Consider the following 20,507-nt stretch of genomic DNA (forward strand, 5'->3'; position numbering starts at 1 on the left):
TAAAGGTTTTGGGTTAATACTTTTTTAATTACTTTACAGCTACTTTTGTTTTTACCCCTTCAGTAAACACTTTAGAAGGTTTAAAAGCAGGTATGTTGTGTGCAGGAATCTTGATAGTTGTATTCTTAGAAATGTTTCTACCAGTTTTTTCTGCTCTAGTTTTAATAATGAAGCTACCAAAACCTCTTAAATATACATTATCACCATTCTCTAATGCATCTTTTACTTCTTCCATAAATGCTTCAACAGTCGCTAAAACATCCGCTTTTTCAATTCCGCTCTTATCTGAAATCTTAGATACGATATCTGCTTTTGTCATTATAAATATATTTTGTTTGTTTTCTTTTAAAAAATTGAGGGTGCAAATATATGATAATTAATCTATTCCGAAAAAAATAAGAATAAAAATATCTAAATTAAATATACTAATTTTGCGCTCACAATTTACATAAATGATTTTAGCTAAGCAACTAGTATACTGGTATTTACAAAATAAAAGAGAGCTTCCTTGGAGAAAAACTAAGGATCCATACCGGGTTTGGTTAAGTGAAATTATGTTACAGCAAACACGTGTAGCACAAGGCTTACCTTATTTTTTAAAGTTTACAGAAACTTTTCCAACAGTGTTTGATTTAGCTAAAGCGGATGAAAGTGAAGTACTGAAGTTGTGGCAAGGACTTGGTTATTATTCACGCGCAAGAAACTTACATTTTACAGCTAAGTTTGTAGCAAATGAATTAAATGGAGTGTTTCCTAAAACATATAAAGAGTTACTTAAATTAAAAGGAGTGGGAGATTATACTGCTTCTGCAATTGCTTCTATTTGTTATAATGAGCCAGTTGCCGTTGTTGATGGTAATGTTTATAGGGTTCTTTCTCGTTTTTTTGGTATAGATACCCCAATTAATTCTACTAAAGGGATAAAAGAGTTTAAAGAATTAGCACAAACTCTAATAGATGCATCGCAACCAGGAGTATATAATCAAGCTATAATGGATTTTGGAGCGTTACATTGCAAACCTCAAATACCTTTATGTGATAAGTGTCCACTAGCTGACAGTTGCATGGCTTTGGCAGAGAATAAAGTAAAAGAGCTTCCTGTTAAAGAAAAGAAGATAAAGGTAAAAAAGCGATATTTTAATTACCTAGTTCCAGTAACAAAAGAGAATGAAACTGTTTTAGAAGAACGAAAAGGTAAGGGTATTTGGCAAGGGCTTTATCAATTTCCTCTGATAGAAACACAAAAGACTATAAGTGAAGAAAAATTAATAGAAAGTGAGCAGTTTGTTAGGCTTTTTCCAAATGAAACCACAATCTCTCTTTTCAATAAAGAAGATATTATTCATAAACTATCGCATCAGCATTTAATTACTAAGTTTTGGGTAGTAAAAACTATAGGTGTAAACACAAGAACTATAGACTGGAGAACAGTTAAAGAGCACCCAGTACCTGTGTTAATTGATAAGTTTTTAGAGGAATATTTAAACAAAGAATCTTAAAATTTGTATATTTGATTTACACAAAACTATAATGCTATGGCAGGAACAATAAACAAGGTTATTTTAATAGGACATTTAGGAGATGAGGTAAAAATGCATTATTTCGAAGGAGGAAACTCAATAGGTCGTTTTCCTTTAGCAACTAATGAAACGTATACCAATCGTCAAACTGGAGAGAAAATAACAAATGTTGAATGGCATAATATAGTAGTGCGTAATAAGTTGGCTGAAATCTGTGAAAAATATTTGACCAAAGGAGATCGTGTGTATTGCGAAGGACGTATAAAAACACGTCAATATGAGGTTGATGGACAAAAAAGGTACACAACTGAAATTCATGTACAAGATATGACGTTCTTATCAACAAAAAAAGATCCAAATAATACGCAACCAAACACAGCACCAACTCAAGGGAACCCTAATCCTACACCACCAAGTGTAGCTAGTGAAGAAGATGATGATTTACCATTTTAGTTTAATTAAATTTTAAAAATTGGACCCAGAACCCGAACCTTTACTTTTATTATTATCAAGTTTTGACTGGTTGACTACCATCAACTGTTTATTATTACTTTTATTATTAGTTTGCTCAGCGTTAGTTTCAGGAACTGAAGTTGCCTTTTTTTCAATTTCACAAACTGAATTAGACGAGCTTTCCGCAAATTCTAAAGAGGAAAATATAGTGGTAAAACTACTCGATGATCCTAAAAAATTATTAGGAACTATTTTAATCACTAATAACTTTATCAATATCCTTATCGTGTTACTTTTTGCAAGTATTGGTAAGGTTTTGTTTGAGGGGTTAGATTACGAATTAAACTTTTACTTTTTTAACGTATCTGTCCTTTTTCTTATAGAGATAGTACTCATTACTTTTTTAATTTTATTGTTTGGTGAAGTATTGCCAAAAGTATATGCTAGCAGAAAATCATTGCAATTTGCAGAGTTTATGGCTAAGCCTATTCAAGTATTAAATACTTTGTTAACCCCATTAAGTCTTCCTCTTATAAGATTAACAAGTGTTGTTGAAAACAAGCTAGGAAATAAGAATAATAATCTTTCTGTAGAACGTTTGTCGCAAGCATTAGAGTTAACATCTGATGATGCAACGACTAAAGAAGAACAAAAGATTTTAGAAGGAATTGTAAGTTTCGGGAATACTGAAACTGTACAAATTATGAAGCCTCGAACAGATGTGTGTGCTATTGCTGATGACACTAGTTATGAAGATGTGTTAAAAACTATTTTAAAAAATGGATATTCTCGAAACCCAGTGTATCATGAGAATGTAGATAATATTATTGGTGTTTTATATGCCAAAGACTTATTAGAGCATTTAAACAAGAAAACATTTAAGTGGCAGAAACTGTTGAGAGAACCTTTTTTTGTTCCAGAAAATAAAAAGTTGGACGATTTATTGGTGGAGTTTCAAGAAATGAAAAAGCACTTAGCTATTGTGGTTGATGAATATGGTGGAACTAGTGGAATTGTAACATTAGAAGATGTAATAGAAGAAATTGTAGGAGATATTAATGATGAATTTGATGATGAAGACCTAACTTATTCGAAACTTGATGAAAATAATTATATTTTTGAAGGAAAAATAACCATTAAAGATTTTTGCCGTGTCTTAGAAGATGAAGATGAGGAAAAGTTTGAAGAGGCTAAAGGAGAAAGTGAAACCATAGCTGGTTTTATTTTAGAAGTCTCAGGAAAGTTTCCTAAAAAAGGTGAAAAAATAAACTTCAGTAATTATACGTTTACTATTGAAGCGTTGGCTAAAAAACGTATAAAACAAGTAAAAGTTACCCGAAATGCGTAAATTATTTTTGCTGGCATCAGCAATATTTTTAATAAGTTGTGGTGAGGAAACCTTACCTAAACCAAAAGGCTATCTAAGTTTAGAATATCCTGATAAAACTTATAAAAAAGAAAACCTAAATAAACCATATACGTTTGAAACAGCTGAAATAGCTAAAACTAAAGATTTGCCTAAAAACTGGATGAAAGTTGAGTATCCAAGCTTAAAAGCATCGGTAGATATTACGTATCGTCCTATTGAAGGAAATTTAAGAGAGTTATTAATAGAATCTGAGAAACTAGTATTTGAACACGCCATTAAAGCAGATCAAATTACTGCTCCAGTAGAATATGCAAATCCAAATACAAAAGTTTACGGAAGTTTATACCAAATTCTAGGTAACGCTGCTTCACAAGTGCAATTTCATGCAACAGATAGCTCTAAACACTTTTTAAAAGGGTCTTTATTCTTTTATACCAAACCAAATTATGATTCTATTTTGCCAGCAGTTGAATACATCAAAAAAGATATGATTCATATGATGGAAACCTTGGAATGGAAAAATTGATATGTTAAATTTTAAAATTGCTTATTGATGAGAAAAGTTGGCTTTATGTTTTTTGTACTTCTTCTCTTTAATTGTAATCGTAAGATGTGTTTTGAAGAAAGGTCAATTAATGAGTTGAAAAGTATTTTTTCAAAAGATACTTTAAACAATGAGTATTATAATTCCTTGAAGGAATACAAACTAACTAAAGAAGATATTGACTTAATTGATGAGTTAATTGAAAAAGCTTTTATTGAGTTCAATAGCAATTTGAATAGAGGAGGATATAGATTGAAAAAACTCCCAAACTTTAAAGAGTATGGGTATATTTTATCTCCTTATCTTGATAAGATAGGAAACAAAAGAGTGCTAACAAATGCTTCTTGGACTGATGGTGAATGTCCTGAGTTAGGGTCACTGGAGGAATGGTATGGAGTTATGGATGGAGGAAACTCATTAATAAGGTTTAATATTAATTTATCTACAAAAAAGACTTCTTATATTCTACCAAACGGAGAAGCATAGTTGTTTAATTAAATTACTTTCTACTCTGTAACCACAAATAAAACTGTAATCCAAACAGAATAGCGCCCGATAACAAGTGTACAGCTTGTGTTCCTAGAGGGAATTCAGCATAGTACATTAAAATACCTGTAATCGTTTCTAAAAAGATTAAAGCAACAATCCAGTTTACTAACTTGTAACCTAAATTTTTCACCTGATTTAAGTAAAATAATCCAAGGTTTACCAATACAATAGCTATAGTAAATGAACGGTGGATATAAAATTTAATGTTCGGATCCATCAAACTATAATGTTTGTTTTCAAATCCATGTAGTTTTACTTGTTCATCAATAAATTGACGAACTTGAGTTCCTAAGGCAATTTGAATTAATGAAAATATAGCTGAAAGAATTACTAATTTACTAAACAGTGAATTGTATTTATAAGATGTTTTCTTTTGGTCGGAAACTATATACAATAACCATAACAACAAAGCAACAATAACTAAACCACCAACCATGTGAATGGTAATTATAGTTGGTTTTAAGTTAGAGTCTACAACAGTTTTACCGAGCCAAGCTTCAAATAACATCAAGAAGAAAGCACCAAATGATAGAAGTGTTATTTGTTTGTTTTCTTTCCAAAACTTAAGAGAAACAAAAATTAAAAACAAAAAAGGAATTCCTGCTAAAGCAGAACTTAATCGGTTAATATACTCTGTCCAGGTATGAAACTTATTAAATTTAGCGTAGTTATGTTTAGTGTATTTTTCCCAGTTGTTGGCATTAAACTTTTCAGAAGTTTTAATATCATGACCTGCTACAAATAGTGCTTCGTCTTTTACGATAATCATTCCTTTCTTGTATTCAGAATCAGGTTGCCAAGTAATTTGTTCTTCAGAAGTTGGCGGAATGTAATAACCAAAACACTTTGGCCAATCAGGGCATCCCATTCCAGACCCTGTCATACGAACAACAGAACCAGCTAAAAAAATAACATATACAGCAATCAACGAGATTTTTACAATGAGAGGAAAATGTTTCTTCATTTGATGAAAAGTTTTAGCAAAGATACTTAAAAGGCATAAAAAAAGCTCCTAATTTAGGAGCTTTCGGTATTGTTTAAATTAACAATTATGCTTTTTTTGCTTCAGCACAACATGCCATAGTACAATCTTCTTTACATGCCTTTTTTTCAGCCTTAGTTTTTGTAGAGCATTCTTTTTTACAATCAGCGTCACAAGATTTCTTATCAGCTTTTTTAGTAGCTTCAGAAGCTTTATACATGTCTCCGCTACCAATTCCTTCTACAAAAGCAATTAAATCCGCTTTGTTTGTTTTGTTAGCATCGTATTTTATAGTTGCAATACTGTCGTTAAAAACAACGTTTGCTTCTAAAACACCTTCTTTCTTGCTTAAGTCAGAAGCTATTTTTCTAGCACAACCTATTTCACAAGTCATCCCTGAAATACTTAAAGAAAGTTCTTTAGCGTCAGCAGCTACCTCTGTTTTTTGCTCTTTGGTAGCCTCTTCTTTTTTAGCTTCATTTTTACATCCAACAGCTAAAAAACTAACAAAAGCTAATGCAAATAATATTTTATGAATTTTCATCATTTTTATTTATTGAGTTATTCAGCAAATTTATCAATAAATTCAAAATTAAAAACAGAAATAAACGACTTTTGTGCTTAAATTAACTGAGAATGAATAGTCAACAACAAAAATGGTTGTTTTTAATAGTGCTTTCGCTAGTTTGGGGAAGCTCTTTTATTTTAATGAAAAAAGCATTAATTGGGTTAACTCCAATTCAAGTAGGTGCTTTACGAATGCTAATCACAGCAGTTTTTTTACTGTTAGTTGGATTTAAAAGCTTAAAAAGAATAGAAAAGAGGCACTGGAAATATGTTGCATATACAGCAGTTTTGGGTACTTTTTTTCCTGCGTTTTTGTTTGCTTTTGCTGTAAGTAAAATAGATAGTTCTATACCAGCTATTTTAAACTCGTTAACACCTTTTAATACGTTTATTTTTGGAGCGTTGGTGTTTGGGTTTACTTTTAAAAGAAAACAGTTTTACGGAGTTTTAATTGGGTTAGCAGGGACTTTAATTCTTATTTTGAAAGGAGCTGAATTAAATCCGAATCAAAATTATTGGTATGCTGTTTTAATACTAATAGCTTCAATAGGATATGCGTTTAATGTAAATATGATTAAAAAGTATTTAGATGATTTAGATGCACTGGCAATTACAACTGGAAACTTTTTATTATTGATAATACCAGCGTTTATAGTTTTAGCTTTTTCTGGATTCTTTTCAACTTTTGAAGTAACAGAAGAAACAACTTCAGCATTAGGTTATATTACTGTTTTAGCAGTAGTGGGAACAGGAATAGCAAAAGTACTATTTAATAAAATGGTACATCTATCATCTCCTGTTTTTGCAGCTTCAGTTACGTATTTAATTCCAGCGGTTGCCGTAATTTGGGGAATTGTTGATGGAGAAAAGCTAAGCTTAATACAGTTACTGGCAGGAGGGATTATTTTGTTTGGAGTTTGGTTGGTAAATAAAGCTAGATAGTTTTAAAATTACTTAAAATAAAAAGAGCCAAAATATTGCATTTTGGCTCTTTCATTTTTTATAGACTTAGGTCTAATACTTATTTAAAATCAGCATCAGAAACCCCTTCGTTAATTTTAATTTCTTTTGTAATGAACTCAAAAGTCATTGGTCCATTCTTTTGAATCATTTTATGAGGGAATTTAATTCCGTTTACCTCTTTGTAATCTGAAAAAACAACAGGTACTTTTATTTCTCCTTGTGGTCCTTTAGCAGATTTTACCTCTTTAACCTTTAATCCAGACTTTACATCATAAAAAATTTCTTTTTTACCATGTTTAATAACATAAGCATTGTTTCCGTCTATAGGCTCAATTCTATCTAAAGTTCCAGATTTATATGCTTTATCAGCAAAAGGAGCAGCAGTATTTTTAATTTCTTCTAATTCGTCACCTGTCATTTCTTTTTTCTGACCTTGAACTTCTTGATATCCTTGAGTTCCATCAAAAACTACTTTTTGCATCACATTACCCATCATAGAAACGATAACTGAAGATTTATTTGGAGTAGCATTTTTTTGAACTAAACTTAATTGCATTCCTTGAACTGCAGCATTAGAAGTAATCATTACAGATTTTACGTTTGCTACTTTATCTTTTCCTCCAATAGCTTTAAAATAATCATCCACTACACTAGATGCTGTAACACCGTTAGGAATAGGTAAACTCATTGCAGGTTTTTCAGTAGGATTTCCGTTTTTATCAAAATAGTTGATTTTATAATCAGCTGTTTTTTCTAAATTCTTTAAAACATCAATTCCTTTACCTGTAATAATAATACGAGCTTTGTCTCCTTTGAAGTACTTAATTGCTGCATTTTGTACATCGTTTAATGTTACAGCATTAATGTTTTTTAAGTAGTTCTTGTAATAATCAGCAGGTAAGTCGTTTGTTAAAATATTTAAAGCATATGAAGCTACTGTTTGAGGCTTCTCAACGTTACGAACAAAGTTCCCAATGTATTTAGCTTTAGCTATATCTAACTCTTCTTGAGTTGCTTTTTGGTAACGGATTTTGTTGATTTCTTTCATCGCTTCAACCATAGCGCTATCAGTAACCATGTTTCTTACAGATGCAGTTGTTTTAAAACGAGAAGCATATCTACTTGATCCGATTCCTGAATAAGCTCCATAAGTGTAGCCTTTATCTTCACGAAGGTTTTTGTATAATCTACCAGTACCGCCTCCACCAAGAATTTGGTTAGCTAATAAAGCAGCATAGTAGTCTTTATCGTTCATCTTTAAATCTACTGCGTTAATAATAGATAACTCAGACTGAACAGCATTTGGCATATCAATAAAATTGATCTCAGTAGTTGTTGGATTTTCAACTTTTGGTAATTTTTGAGTAACTAAATCACCTTTTTTCCAAGTTCCAAATAAGTCTTTAACTTGTGATTTAATTTCATTAAAGTTTACATCACCAATTATAATTAAGTATGCGTTGTTAGGCTTATACGTTTTGTTGTATAAGTCTTTAACATCTTGTAACGTAACATTTTTTAACGTTTCTTCAGAGGTAAACTCTCCAAAAGGGTGATTTTTACCATACGTTAATGCGTTTTCAACTCTACTAGCAATAGCTTTAACACTCTTAGCGTTGTTTTTTATACCGTCAAGAGATTGCTTCATTTGCTTATCAAATTCTTCTTGAGTAAACACAGGGTTAAAAGCAGCATCAGCCATTAATCCTAATACTTTTGGAAAGTATTTAGATAATGAACTTGCTCTAGCTCCTTCATCCCAAAAAGAGATGTTAGCTCCTAAAAAGTCAACTTCTTCATCAAACTTTGCTTTAGGAGTGTTTTTTGATCCTGTTCCAAGCATTCCACTTAATAAGCCCTCAACACCTTTTTTATTTCCATAAGACATTGGTGGGTTATCAATGGTTAATGTAGCAGATACTCTTGGTAATTTATGATTTTCAACCACTAAAACTTGCAATCCGTTAGGTAAAGCAAACTTTTTAGGAGTTCCTAAGTTAATTTTAGGAGCTGGACCTGGTTTTGGCTGTTGGGTTCTATCAATCTGCGCTGAAACAGTTAATGATAGAAATAATATTGTGATAATTGAAAATATTTTCGTTTTCATTAAAATTCAGTTTAGATGATTATTTCTTTTTTGGTAAATATTCGATAACAACACGACGGTTTTTAGCTAAATATTTTTTAGCAACGTCTCTAATTTCTTCTTTAGTAATAGAGTTGATAACTTCTAACTCTTTGTTAATTTGATTAGTGTTTCCAACTAACATATAATTTCTTGCTAAAGAGTTAGCGATACCTTGTACACTAGAATTTGAAGCAACAAACTGATTTTCAAATTTATTACGAACCTTTTGTAAGTCTCTATCAGAAATTAACTCTGTTTGAAGTTTTTCAATTTCTTCATCCATTTCTTTAATTAAATCATCTAAAGATGTTTTTCCTAAAGGAATAGCTCCAATGTTGTAAACACTGTAATCTTCTAGGTTACGAGCAAAAGAAAATACTTGTAATGCTTTTTTCTTATCGTCAACTAGTTTTTTATACAATCTAGAGCTTTTTCCGTTACTTAAAATAGTAGAAATTACATCCAATACTTTAGAGTCTCTTTCTTTCATTGAAGGAGTTTTGTGTGCTAATAAAATAGCTGGCAATTGAATATTTGAGTCGTATTCTTTTACGCGTTTTTCTTTAGCTCTTTCAGGCTCAACTACCTTGTCTCTTTTTGGAAGCTTTCTTGCAGGAATTGGCTCAAAATAATCTTTAATTAACTTTTTAGTTGAAGCTTTTTCAAAATCACCAGCAACAACTAACACAGCATTATTTGGCATGTACCACTTGTTGTAAAAATCTTGAAATTCACTCAGTTTAGCGGCATCTAAATCTTTAATGTAACCAATCATAGGTCTACCATAATTGTGCTTGTCAAAAATATGGCTGTATACATCTCCATATATAATTTTCCCATAAGGAGCATTATCCATACGTTGACGTTTTTCTTCTTTTACCACCTCGTTTTGAGTATCTACAGCTTTTTGGTCGATAATTGGATGTAATAATCGCTCAGATTCCATCCATAAACCTAACTGTAAGTTATTAGAAGGGAATGTTTCGTAGTAGTAGGTTCTGTCCCAGTTAGTGTTAGCATTACCAGTTCCACCATTGGCAGCTTCAATTTTATTCCATTCACCACGGCCAATATTTTTAGTTCCGGTAAATAACAAGTGCTCATAAAAATGCGCCATTCCTGTTTTCCCATTCTCTTCATCTTTAGACCCTACATGGTACATTACTCCAACAGTAACAACAGGAGCAGAATTGTCTTGATGCAAAATAACGTGCATTCCGTTGCTTAAATCGTACTCTTCAAACTCAACTTTTTGTGCATTAGCCGATAAGCCTAACAACAAAGCTGAAGCTAGAGTGATAACTCTTTTTCTCATTGATTGAAATTTAATTTTTAATGATTTTCGTGTATTTGACGTGAAGTTATAGTATTTGTTACAGTTGAAATAATAAAAATAAACCTTTTTTATGCTAAAAGAGTAATTTTCTGAGTAATACATTTTTTTTTGAAGTAAAAAATGTATATTTGCACCCGCATTTTTATTTAAGGAAGTGTGAGTAAAGTATAAACGCAAAACAAATAGTATGTACGCAATCGTAGAGATAGCAGGGCAGCAATTTAAAGTAGCAAAAGACCAAAAAGTATACGTACACCGTTTACCAGAAGCAGAAGGATCAAAAGTAACTTTTGATAATGTAATGCTTATTGAAGATAAAGGAAACGTAACTATTGGCGCCCCAGCTATAGAAGGTGCAGGAGTAACTGCAAAGATTTTAGGTCACTTAAAAGGTGATAAAGTAATCGTTTTCAAAAAGAAAAGAAGAAAAGGTTACAAAAAGAAAAATGGACACAGACAGTATTTAACTGAAATTCAAATCGAAGGAATTTCTGCGTCAGGAGTAAAAAAGGCAGCTGCTAAGAAAGAAGCTCCTAAGGCTGAAGCAAAAGAAGAATCGAAGGATTTAAGTTCAATGACTGTAGCAGAATTAAAAGCTTTAGCTAAAGAACAAGGTATTACAGGATACACTTCTTTAAAGAAAGCAGAATTAATTGAAGCATTAAGTAAATAATTAACTTTAAAAACTTACAAAGATGGCTCATAAGAAAGGTGTCGGTAGTTCGAAGAACGGTCGTGAATCAGAATCGAAACGATTAGGAGTAAAGATTTTTGGAGGACAAGCTGCTATTGCAGGTAACATTATTGTTCGTCAAAGAGGAACTCAACACAATCCAGGTGAAAATGTTTACATGGGTAAAGATCATACTTTACATGCTAAAGTTGATGGTGTTGTAAAATTCCAAAAGAAAAGAGATAATAAATCATATGTTTCTGTAACTCCATTTGAGGCTTAAGAAACTAACTGATTAGGATAAGATAAAAAGCTCAACTAAATTTAGTTGAGCTTTTTTGTGTATATAAATAAACGAACATTAGAATTTATATAAAAAAAAACACCACTTTAAAGTGGTGTTTCATAACTTAATATCATTATTGATTAATCCCCCAATTTATCAATATGATTCCCCTTGTGTATTACACTGCAAATATCATATAAAAGAACGTTTATTAATGTAAAGGATGTATAAATGGTTTGTTTTTTTGTGTAAATGGTAAAAAAATATGTTTATGACATAGTTTTGAACTGATTTTTTGCTAAAATCGTATTAGTTACATTTTATTTTTAAAATATTATCTGTTACATTTGATATAAATGTACATGAAATGTTAAGAGCAGTTATAGTTGATGATGAACCAAAAGCAATACAGGGACTTTCTTGGGAACTATCAAGCTTTGGGAATGATATAGAAATCATAGAAACATTCACGGTTGCTGAGAAAGCAATTAAGTTTATAAATGAGAATAGTATTGATTGTCTTTTTCTAGACATTGAAATGCCCACGATGGATGGTTTTCAATTGTTAGAGAAAATTGAGAATAAAGATTTTGCCGTAATTATTACAACAGCATATAATGAATATGCAATTAAGGCATTGAAGAATCAAGCGATAGATTATCTCCTTAAACCTATTGATTCTGATGATTTGGAGGAAACGATAGGTAGAGTTAAACAACACTATAAGAAGAATAATAATACCGAAAAGGTTGAAAAAATATTATCAAGCTTTAATGAAAAATTCAATAGAAGAAAAATAACTATTAATACAGATGGTAAACTAGTCTTTTTATCTCAAGATGAAATTTTATTTGTAGAGTCTGATGGTAATTATTCAACAATCTATACTACTGGAGCGAATAAGAAAATTGTAGTTACAAAAAAACTAAAAGAAATAAATTTACTTCTTCCAGAAGATCATTTTTTTAGAATACATAATTCATATATAATTAACTTAAATAAAATAAAAGAGTTTTTAAAGTCTGATGGTTATGTTGTATTAGAAAATAACCATAAAATTCCTGTTTCTAGACAAAGAAAATCGGATTTCTTAGAAAAATTTTAAATGAAAAAATTAATTATAATCATCTTTTTATTTTATGTATCGTTTTCTTGTTTTTCACAAGAAGAGAAGAAGAACGTAGATAATTTAATACAGCTGGCAATAGAAAAAAAGATAGATGATTATTATGATTTATATCGTTTTTTTCAACGTAAACGATTTAATAAAGAAGATATAGACTTTCTTTTAAGTGAAAGTCAAAAAAAAGAGTATAGGTTAGGTGAGGTATATGCTTATAACTTACTAGGAAGGCACTACAGAAACAACTCTTTTTTTGATAGTTCAATAGAGAATTATATGAAAGCTCTTGAGTTATCAAGAGAAATAGAGGACGTAAATGCAGAAATTGTTACACTCAATCAAATAGGAGTTGTATATAGAAGGCAAGATAAGATTAGAAATGCCTTAAATTATCATCAAATGGCACTCGAATTAGCGGATAAAATTGAGATTCCAGATGTTGATACTAAAATAAGCATAAGTATATCAAACAATAGTATTGGTAATATTTATCTGGCTCTTAAGCAATACCAACTAGCTTTAGAAAAGTTTAAAAAAGCAATTTTAATTCAAGAAAAAACTGAAGACAAAAGAGGGTTGGCTATTAATCACCAAAATATGGGGCTTGCTTTTCAAAATTTAGGAGATATAGATGCTGCGTTAGAACACTATAATAAATCTTTACAATATAATATAGAGAATAACTCAAGTATAGGAAAAGTTATTTGTCATAATAGTATTAGTAATGTTTTACTACTGCAAGGAAAGTATGAGGAAGCGTACAACTATATAAGTGAAGTGGTAGATCTTTCTGAGGAAATAGGAAACCAATATTACACATCTGATGTGTATGTTACGTTTGGAAACGTACAATTAAAGTTAGATAGTTTAGATAAAGCAAAAGTATATTTAGAAAAAGGTTTAGAGGTAGCTAATAAGCATAAAATTCCTTCAGGAATTAATCAATCTAACTTGCACTTGTCTGAGCTGTATGAGAAACAAAAAAATTATGAAAAAGCGTATAGTTTTTATAAGAAAGCTATTGAAGGAGAGCGTAAAACGTTTAATGATAAAAATATACTATACGTAAACAACCTTATTAATAAATATGATAATGAGGTAAGCAGAAATAAGATAAAAAATTTAGCAAAAGAGAATGAAATAGCAAAACTAAAATTATTACGAAATAGAAATGTTTTAATTATTGCATTAGTTTCTATAGCGTTATTAGGCGTGTTGTTATATTCTATGTATAGGCAACGTTTATTAAATAATGACAAGAAAATATTAATGCTAGAACAGGAAGCTTTAAGAATTCAAATGAATCCGCATTTTGTATTTAATGCGTTAAACTCTATTAAGCTCTATGTTATAAATAATGAACAGAAGAACGCAGTATATTATTTAAATAAATTTTCAAAACTAATTCGCAGCATTTTGGAGTCTTCATCTGTTAAGGAAGTAACGTTAAGTGAAGAGCTAAAAACAATGAATTTATATATGAGTATCGAGAACATTCGATTATCAAATGAAGTGAATTACATTGAAAATATTGATCCAAATGTAAACATAGAAAGGATAAAAGTTCCACCATTAATATTGCAACCTTTTTTAGAAAACTCTATTTGGCATGGACTTTCATCTAAGAAAGGAAAAAAAGAAGTTTCATTATCGGTTACAAAAATATCAGATGAGTTTATACAAATTGATATTGTAGATAATGGAATTGGTAGGGATGCTGCTATGAAAATTAGAAAAAACAAATCGTTAAATCGTAGGTCTATAGGTATAGATTTAACTAAAGAACGATTGCGAAACTTTGCTAATGAGTATGCAAATAACTATTCATTAATTTATACAGATATAATTGACGAAGAAGGAAATCCGAAAGGAACCAAAGTTTCGTTGAAAATACCAATACTTTAAAAATCAAAACGCAATTGAACCCAAACAGGTTCTTTTTTCTCTGTATTTAAGTTGCTAAAAGAAATGCCTAATAAACGGACAGAGTTGTTAAGTGTGTCTTGGTATAATAACTCTTTTACGATAGGATAGAACTCCTTTTTTAGCTGAAGGTAATGGGTGGTAGTTTTACTACGGGTTTGTTGCGTAAAATCGCTGTATTTAATTTTAAGAGTTACTGTTTTTCCTTTGGTATTCGATTTTTTCATTCGACGTTCCAATTCGTCAGCAATTTTATCAAGACGCTCTAACATAAAAACCTCTGAAGATAAGTTTTCTCGAAAAGTAGTTTCGGCAGCAATTGATTTTCTAACGCGATTTGGCTTCACTTCCGAATTATGAATACCTCTAACAATATTGTAATAATGCACTCCTGATTTTCCAAACAATTTACTGAGTTCTTCTAATGATTTTTGTTTCAAATCCAAACCTGTAAAAATGCCAAGGTTGTGCATTTTGGCAGCGGTAACTTTTCCTACTCCATAAAATTTATTTACAGGTAATTGCTCTAGAAACTCTATAACTTCTTCTGGATTGATGGTTTTTTGTCCATTAGGTTTGTTAATGTCAGAAGCTACCTTAGCTATAAATTTATTGATAGAGATGCCTGCGGATGCTCGTAATTCTAATTCTTCCCAAATTCGCTGACGAATTTCTTGAGCAATCATACTAGCAGATGGATTTCCTTTCTTATTTTCAGTAACATCTAAATAAGCTTCATCCAAAGATAAAGGCTCTACCAAGTCGGTATAATCGTAAAAGATTTTTCTAATTTTTGAGGAAATTTCTTTGTAGCGATCAAATCTAGGAGGTACAAAAATGATGTGCGGACACTTTTGTTTTGCTAATACTCCACTCATTGCAGAACGAACCCCAAACTTTCTAGCTTCATAGCTTGCCGCCGAAACCACACCACGTATTTCGCTACCACCAACAGCAACAGGTTTTCCTTGCAATTCAGGATTATCCAATTGCTCTACAGATGCATAAAAAGCATCCATATCCACATGAATAATTTTACGAAAAGGAGGTTGTAATTCCATGAATACAAGCTAAACTGATTTCGATAGATTGGTTAAAACATCAATAGTTTTTGCTTCGTCTTTTTTGTCTACAAAAATATGATCATGATAAAAACCAGCAACAACATTACAACTTACATTATGTTTTGCTAATTCTGAAGAAAAAGCAGCGGTTAAGCCAACCGCATCTAAAGCAGAATGAATTTTTAAAGTAATCCAGGATGCTTTAAAACTGTAATCTAAACCTAAATTATCTGCAACTTCCTTTTCCAGAATTAAAGTCATTCCTTCCAATTCTTTAAACATTCCAATTATATCTTTTGTATGGATATTGGATGTTTCCTGTACCGAAGTAAAAACATACTCTCCTTTGTTTACAAAAGGTTTCATTTCTTTAATAAGAACTGATAAATTCATTTCTCCAGACATGCTATCTATTTTAGATAAAATTACAGCTTTTTTTAAAACAACTAAAGCCCTCGTAAGAGAGCTTTTTGTTAGTCTTGATTCTTTTTTCTAACAGCGAAGCGGTCTTTTCTCTAAAACTATACTTGTTTTACTTCAATAATTTTCACCGGACAAGCTTTTTTTGCTTCGTGAGCAGCTTCAAAAATACTGTCGTCGTGAGATTTTATAGTAAAGAAACCTTTCTTTTCTGCGGAATGTAATAAAACTGATTTCCCGTCTTTTTTAGACATTTGAAATTGTGCCGGAGCTAACTCAACACAATAATTACAGCCAATACATTTGTTTCTTTGTAAGGTAATTACAACCATTAGTTTTTAGCAAATTCGGTTTTTACAATTTTATATAATTTGTCTGAAGGACGAATTCTGAAATCTAACTTCATCGTAACTTCATCACCTTTGGTAGCGGTTTGTGCTTCTTTGTCATTTACAAACATGCTCTTTAATTCCATTTCTTGAGCACCTGTTGTTGGCCCTGTAATTAAAATGGTATCACCAATTGCTAAATCGTATGCTTCAATCTTAAACTCTCCAACTTCTGCTTTAGGGAAATAGTGCATTCCTTTTCCTAAATACACCTTCTTTTGAGTAGCATGCGAACCAGGTTCTTTACTCCACTCACCTAACTTTTGTCCTAAATAATAGCCATTCCAAAAACCACGATTGTATACTTTCTCCAGTTCTTGCATCCAGCTAATCACCTTCTCTTTATCGTAGGTTCCGTCATATAAACTATCAATAGCATCACGATAGCACTTAATAACTTTAGCTACATATTCTGGTGCACGTCCACGACCTTCAATCTTCAATACTTTAATTCCAGCATCTGCAACCTGATCTAAGAAATCGATGGTACATAAATCTTTTGGAGACATGATATATTCATTGTCTAATTCCATTTCAAAACCAGATTCCTGGTCAATTACCGTATATTTTTTGCGGCAATTTTGTTTACATGCACCTCTGTTTGCTGATGAATTATGTGAATGTAAACTCATATAACATTTTCCAGAAACCGCCATACAAAGTGCTCCGTGACCAAAAATTTCAATTTCTAACAAACGACCAGAAGGCCCTTTGATTTCTTCTTTTTCAATCTGCTCTGTAATCTTTTTTACCTGACGTAAACTTAGTTCTCTACTCAATACTACAGTATCAGCAAACATAGCATAAAACTTAACTGTTTCAATGTTGGTGATATTAATTTGAGTAGAAATATGAACCTCCATACCTTCAGCTCTAGCTATTGCAATTACAGCTTGATCCATAGCTATTACGGCAGTAATATTAGCTTCTTTAGCTCTTTTGATTAAGGTTTTTACGATAGATAAATCATGATCGTATACAATAGTATTTAATGTTAAATACGTACGAACATTTTTCTCAGTACATCTACGAGAAATCTCTTCTAAATCATCTAAGGTAAAATTGATAGACGCTCGAGCACGCATATTTAATTGCTCTACACCAAAGTATATAGAATCACATCCATTATCTAAAGCAGCTTGTAACGATTCAAAATTACCAGCAGGAGCCATTAACTCAATCTTTTGCATTACTTTTTAAATTTTAAAGCTTCTGAACGTCCTTTTTTAAATATTTTATTACTTGCGTGTTTTCCTTTACGCAATTCTTTTTGTTCTTCGTATGGTAAATGAATGATGTCTTGACATTCAGGAGAACAGGTGTTTTCCATTTTCTCAGCACATTCATCACACTGAATAAATAGTAAGTGACAACCTTCGTTAGCACAGTTAGTATGGGTGTCGCAAGGTTTTCCGCATTGGTGACAATTAGCAATTACATCATCAGAAATCTTTTCAGCTCTTCTATGGTCAAAAACAAAATTCTTTCCTAAAAACTTGTTCTCTAAACCTTCTGATTTTACTTGACGTGTATATTCTATAATACCTCCTTCTAACTGAAAAACATTTTTAAAACCTTTATGTTTGTAGTAAGCAGATGCTTTTTCACATCGAATACCACCAGTACAATACATTAATAAGTTTTTGTCTTCTTTATGGTCTTTTAAATCTTCTTCAATAATATCTAAAGAATCTCTAAACGTATCTACATCTGGAGTTACAGCCCCATCAAAATGTCCAATTTCACTTTCGTAATGATTACGCATATCTACACAAACAGTATTAGGGTTTGCTAGCATTTCATTAAACTCTTTTGCATTTAGGTGCACTCCTTTATCAGTAACATCAAAAGTGTCGTCATTTAATCCGTCAGCAACAATCTTGTTACGAACTTTTACTTTTAGTTTTAAAAAGGATTTGTTGTCGTGTTCAATGGCAACATTCAAACGAATTCCATTTAAAAAAGAAATACTATCTAACTGATCTTTTAAAGCTAAAAAGTTTTCAGATGGTACAGATATTTGAGCATTGATTCCTTCGTAAGAAACATACGTTCTTCCTAAAACATCTAGCTCATTCCACTCAAGGAATAATTTATTTCTAAATAAAGTTGGATTTTCTATCTTATGATATTGATAGAATGAAATGGTAATACGGTCTTTACCCGCATCGTCTATTAATTTAGCGCGTTCTTCAGCGCTTAACTTGTTGTACAGTTGCATGCTATACTTTTTTAAGTTAAACAAATATGTTATGATTTTAATAAAAAATCGGTGCAAATGTACTGATTTTTTGAGTTTTACTGTTTAAAACAACACTTTTTAATCAAAAGTGATATAATTTTAAACTTTAACGTATTTTTTTACACAATTAAGATACAACCAATTTGTTTTTTTTAAACCTTTGTAACATACAAACAATTAATTTTATACTCAAATAGTAAAAAGATGAGAGTAGCAGTAGTAGGCGCTACCGGAATGGTAGGTAATGTAATGTTACAAGTTTTAGCAGAACGTAATTTTCCAGTAACAGAATTAATTCCTGTTGCTTCAGAGCGTTCGGTAGGAAATAAAATAGAATTTAAAGGAACAAATTATACAGTAGTAGGTTTGGAAACCGCAGTAACGATGCAACCTGATATTGCATTATTTTCTGCTGGAGGAGATACTTCATTAGAATGGGCTCCTAAGTTTGCTGCAGTAGGTACCACAGTAATTGATAATTCTTCTGCTTGGAGAATGGATCCAAACAAAAAACTAGTAGTTCCGGAAATCAATGGAGATGTATTAACTAGTGAAGATAAGATTATTGCAAACCCAAACTGCTCTACTATTCAGTTAGTAATGGCATTAGCTCCGTTACATAAAGAATATAACATGAAACGCGTGGTGATTTCAACGTATCAATCAGTTTCAGGAACAGGTGTAAAAGCTGTTCAGCAATTAGATAATGAAGAGGCTGGAGTTGAAGGAGAAATGGCATATCCACATCCGATAGGAAGAAATGCATTACCTCATTGCGATGTATTCTTAGAAAACGGATATACTAAAGAAGAAATGAAGCTTGTAAAAGAACCTAAAAAGATTTTACGAGACGATTCTTTCGCAGTTACAGCAACAGCAGTTAGAATTCCAACAGCAGGAGGGCATTCTGAGGCTGTAAATGTTCAGTTTGAAAATGATTTTGAACTAGAAAAAGTACGTGAGTTACTTGGTAAAACTGATGGTGTTATTGTACAAGATGATGTACAAAACAATGTATACCCTATGCCTATTTTAGCAAATAATAAAGATGAGGTTTTTGTGGGTAGAATTAGAAGAGATGAATCTCAACCAAATACGTTAAACATGTGGATTGTTGCAGATAATCTTCGCAAAGGAGCTGCAACTAATACTATTCAAATAGCAGAATATTTAGTAGCTAACAATTTGGTTAAACCATCTGTTACTGCATAAAATAATTTATAATAATACTTTTAAAATCCTGTGCTTATAAGTACAGGATTTTTATTTTTGGATAATGAACAAAGAACAAATAATACAAAACACCATTGAGTTTGTAAAAGAAACTTTACAAGGAGCAGAAGGCGGACATGATTTTTTTCACATTGAACGAGTTTATAAAAATGCTTTGTTGATTGCAAAAGATGAAAAAGTTGATGAATTTGTGGTTTCTTTAGGAGCATTGTTACATGATATAGCTGATAGTAAATTTCATGATGGAGATGAAACTGTTGGTCCGCAAAAAGCAAGAGCTTTTCTTGAAAGTCAACAAGTATCAGAAGAAATAATTACTCATATAGAAAAAATCATCACTAATATCTCTTTTAAAGGAGGAAACTTTAAACAAAACTTCACTTCTCCTGAGTTAAATGTTGTTCAAGATGCTGATAGATTAGATGCCATTGGAGCTGTAGGAATAGCTCGTTGCTTTAATTACGGAGGGTTTAAAAACAGGGAGCTTTATAATCCAGAGGTTACCCCAAATTTAAACATGACTAAAGAAGAATATAAAAAGTCTACAGCGCCTACAATTAATCACTTTTATGAAAAACTTTTGCTTTTAAAAGATAAGATGAATACTACTACAGGAAAATCAATTGCAGAACAAAGGCATACTTATATGGAAGGTTTTTTAGAACAATTCTATAAAGAATGGAATGGAGAAAATTAGTGTTTATTATATTAATAATGTAAAGATTGTGTTGTTTTAATAAAAA

22 protein-coding genes are annotated in these 20,507 nt (G+C 31.2%); 12 read left to right on the plus strand and 10 right to left on the minus strand.

Annotation, left to right across the window (positions count from 1 at the left end; genetic code table 11):
- Positions 1 to 28: 28 nt before the first annotated feature.
- Positions 29 to 319 carry an HU family DNA-binding protein gene (locus tag VCM48_RS10610; protein ID WP_047787990.1) on the minus strand — a complete coding sequence of 97 codons (291 nt, stop codon included), beginning with the start codon at positions 317 to 319 and terminating at the stop codon, positions 29 to 31.
- Between the two features lie 133 nt (positions 320 to 452).
- Here VCM48_RS10610 and mutY point away from each other — a divergent pair, with 133 nt between their 5' ends.
- Genes mutY through VCM48_RS10635 form a run of 5 tightly spaced genes read left to right on the plus strand, consistent with a single transcriptional unit; the run spans position 453 to position 4,372 of the window.
- Complete coding sequence (mutY, locus tag VCM48_RS10615) at positions 453 to 1,499, plus strand: A/G-specific adenine glycosylase (RefSeq protein WP_482270486.1); 1,047 nt, start codon at positions 453 to 455, stop codon at positions 1,497 to 1,499.
- A 36-nt stretch (positions 1,500 to 1,535) separates the two neighbouring features.
- Positions 1,536 to 1,973, plus strand: coding sequence for a single-stranded DNA-binding protein (locus VCM48_RS10620; RefSeq protein ID WP_274638928.1), 438 nt, complete (start codon positions 1,536 to 1,538; stop codon positions 1,971 to 1,973).
- A 19-nt stretch (positions 1,974 to 1,992) separates the two neighbouring features.
- Positions 1,993 to 3,321, plus strand: a complete 1,329-nt coding sequence (gene gldE, locus VCM48_RS10625) for a gliding motility-associated protein GldE (protein WP_274638929.1) — start codon at positions 1,993 to 1,995, stop codon at positions 3,319 to 3,321.
- Positions 3,314 to 3,868, plus strand: a complete 555-nt coding sequence (gene gldD / locus VCM48_RS10630) for a gliding motility lipoprotein GldD (protein ID WP_482270487.1) — start codon at positions 3,314 to 3,316, stop codon at positions 3,866 to 3,868. Before gldE ends, gldD begins: the two co-directional genes overlap by 8 nt.
- 27 nt (positions 3,869 to 3,895) lie before the next feature.
- The gene (locus VCM48_RS10635) at positions 3,896 to 4,372 is read left to right on the plus strand and encodes a hypothetical protein (RefSeq protein WP_482270488.1); all 477 of its coding nucleotides are present in this window, start codon (positions 3,896 to 3,898) and stop codon (positions 4,370 to 4,372) included.
- A gap of 13 nt (positions 4,373 to 4,385) precedes the next feature.
- Here the strand turns inward: VCM48_RS10635 and VCM48_RS10640 are convergent, their stop codons facing one another.
- Together VCM48_RS10640 and VCM48_RS10645 are read right to left on the minus strand one after the other, a co-directional pair.
- Positions 4,386 to 5,399: a COX15/CtaA family protein gene (locus VCM48_RS10640; protein ID WP_482270489.1), complete on the minus strand. Its 1,014-nt coding sequence runs from the start codon at positions 5,397 to 5,399 to the stop codon at positions 4,386 to 4,388.
- Between the two features lie 85 nt (positions 5,400 to 5,484).
- On the minus strand, positions 5,485 to 5,964 hold the full coding sequence (locus VCM48_RS10645) for a cation transporter (RefSeq protein ID WP_482270490.1): 480 nt from the start codon (positions 5,962 to 5,964) through the stop codon (positions 5,485 to 5,487).
- 89 nt (positions 5,965 to 6,053) lie between these two features.
- Here VCM48_RS10645 and VCM48_RS10650 point away from each other — a divergent pair, with 89 nt between their 5' ends.
- Entirely contained in the window at positions 6,054 to 6,926 is an 873-nt protein-coding gene (locus VCM48_RS10650; RefSeq protein WP_121146409.1) for a DMT family transporter, read from the plus strand.
- A gap of 79 nt (positions 6,927 to 7,005) precedes the next feature.
- On the opposite strand, the gene VCM48_RS10655 is transcribed toward VCM48_RS10650, so the two are convergent.
- Together VCM48_RS10655 and VCM48_RS10660 are read right to left on the minus strand one after the other, a co-directional pair.
- Positions 7,006 to 9,054, minus strand: coding sequence for an insulinase family protein (locus VCM48_RS10655; RefSeq protein ID WP_482270491.1), 2,049 nt, complete (start codon positions 9,052 to 9,054; stop codon positions 7,006 to 7,008).
- Positions 9,055 to 9,073: 19 nt separating this feature from the next.
- Positions 9,074 to 10,390, minus strand: a complete 1,317-nt coding sequence (locus tag VCM48_RS10660; RefSeq protein ID WP_274638935.1) for a M16 family metallopeptidase — start codon at positions 10,388 to 10,390, stop codon at positions 9,074 to 9,076.
- A 208-nt stretch (positions 10,391 to 10,598) separates the two neighbouring features.
- On the opposite strand from VCM48_RS10660, the gene rplU reads away from it, so the two are divergent.
- The 4 genes from rplU (at position 10,599) to VCM48_RS10680 (ending at position 14,398) form a co-directional block, all read left to right on the plus strand.
- Entirely contained in the window at positions 10,599 to 11,084 is a 486-nt protein-coding gene (rplU, locus tag VCM48_RS10665) for a 50S ribosomal protein L21 (protein ID WP_274638936.1), read from the plus strand.
- Between the two features lie 22 nt (positions 11,085 to 11,106).
- A complete protein-coding gene (gene rpmA / locus VCM48_RS10670) occupies positions 11,107 to 11,367 on the plus strand; it encodes a 50S ribosomal protein L27 (RefSeq protein WP_028891690.1) in 261 nt (86 codons plus the stop codon).
- 370 nt (positions 11,368 to 11,737) lie between these two features.
- A complete protein-coding gene (locus tag VCM48_RS10675) occupies positions 11,738 to 12,475 on the plus strand; it encodes a LytR/AlgR family response regulator transcription factor (RefSeq protein WP_274638937.1) in 738 nt (245 codons plus the stop codon).
- Complete coding sequence (locus VCM48_RS10680) at positions 12,476 to 14,398, plus strand: tetratricopeptide repeat-containing sensor histidine kinase (RefSeq protein WP_482270492.1); 1,923 nt, start codon at positions 12,476 to 12,478, stop codon at positions 14,396 to 14,398.
- Here the strand turns inward: VCM48_RS10680 and dinB are convergent.
- The 5 genes from dinB to trhO all read right to left on the minus strand — a co-directional run bounded on the left by dinB (position 14,395) and on the right by trhO (position 18,510).
- Positions 14,395 to 15,477 (minus strand): DNA polymerase IV, encoded by a 1,083-nt coding sequence (gene dinB, locus VCM48_RS10685; protein ID WP_482270493.1) that lies wholly within the window; start codon positions 15,475 to 15,477, stop codon positions 14,395 to 14,397. The genes VCM48_RS10680 and dinB overlap by 4 nt on opposite strands.
- Positions 15,478 to 15,486: 9 nt before the next feature.
- Positions 15,487 to 15,885, minus strand: coding sequence for an ACT domain-containing protein (locus tag VCM48_RS10690; protein ID WP_274638940.1), 399 nt, complete (start codon positions 15,883 to 15,885; stop codon positions 15,487 to 15,489).
- 116 nt (positions 15,886 to 16,001) lie between these two features.
- Positions 16,002 to 16,232 (minus strand): ferredoxin, encoded by a 231-nt coding sequence (locus VCM48_RS10695; protein ID WP_440120463.1) that lies wholly within the window; start codon positions 16,230 to 16,232, stop codon positions 16,002 to 16,004.
- Complete coding sequence (locus VCM48_RS10700) at positions 16,232 to 17,479, minus strand: peptidase U32 family protein (protein WP_482270494.1); 1,248 nt, start codon at positions 17,477 to 17,479, stop codon at positions 16,232 to 16,234. The genes VCM48_RS10695 and VCM48_RS10700 overlap by 1 nt, the downstream gene beginning before the upstream one ends.
- Positions 17,479 to 18,510 carry an oxygen-dependent tRNA uridine(34) hydroxylase TrhO gene (gene trhO / locus VCM48_RS10705; RefSeq protein ID WP_274638942.1) on the minus strand — a complete coding sequence of 344 codons (1,032 nt, stop codon included), beginning with the start codon at positions 18,508 to 18,510 and terminating at the stop codon, positions 17,479 to 17,481. The genes VCM48_RS10700 and trhO overlap by 1 nt, the downstream gene beginning before the upstream one ends.
- 225 nt (positions 18,511 to 18,735) lie before the next feature.
- Between trhO and VCM48_RS10710 the strand changes: the two genes are divergently transcribed.
- Entirely contained in the window at positions 18,736 to 19,743 is a 1,008-nt protein-coding gene (locus tag VCM48_RS10710) for an aspartate-semialdehyde dehydrogenase (RefSeq protein ID WP_482270495.1), read from the plus strand.
- Between the two features lie 64 nt (positions 19,744 to 19,807).
- Positions 19,808 to 20,461, plus strand: a complete 654-nt coding sequence (locus VCM48_RS10715) for an HD domain-containing protein (RefSeq protein ID WP_482270496.1) — start codon at positions 19,808 to 19,810, stop codon at positions 20,459 to 20,461.
- The last annotated feature ends 46 nt before the right edge of the window (positions 20,462 to 20,507 follow it).

The organism is Tenacibaculum sp. DPLXC6 (assembly GCF_056815515.1).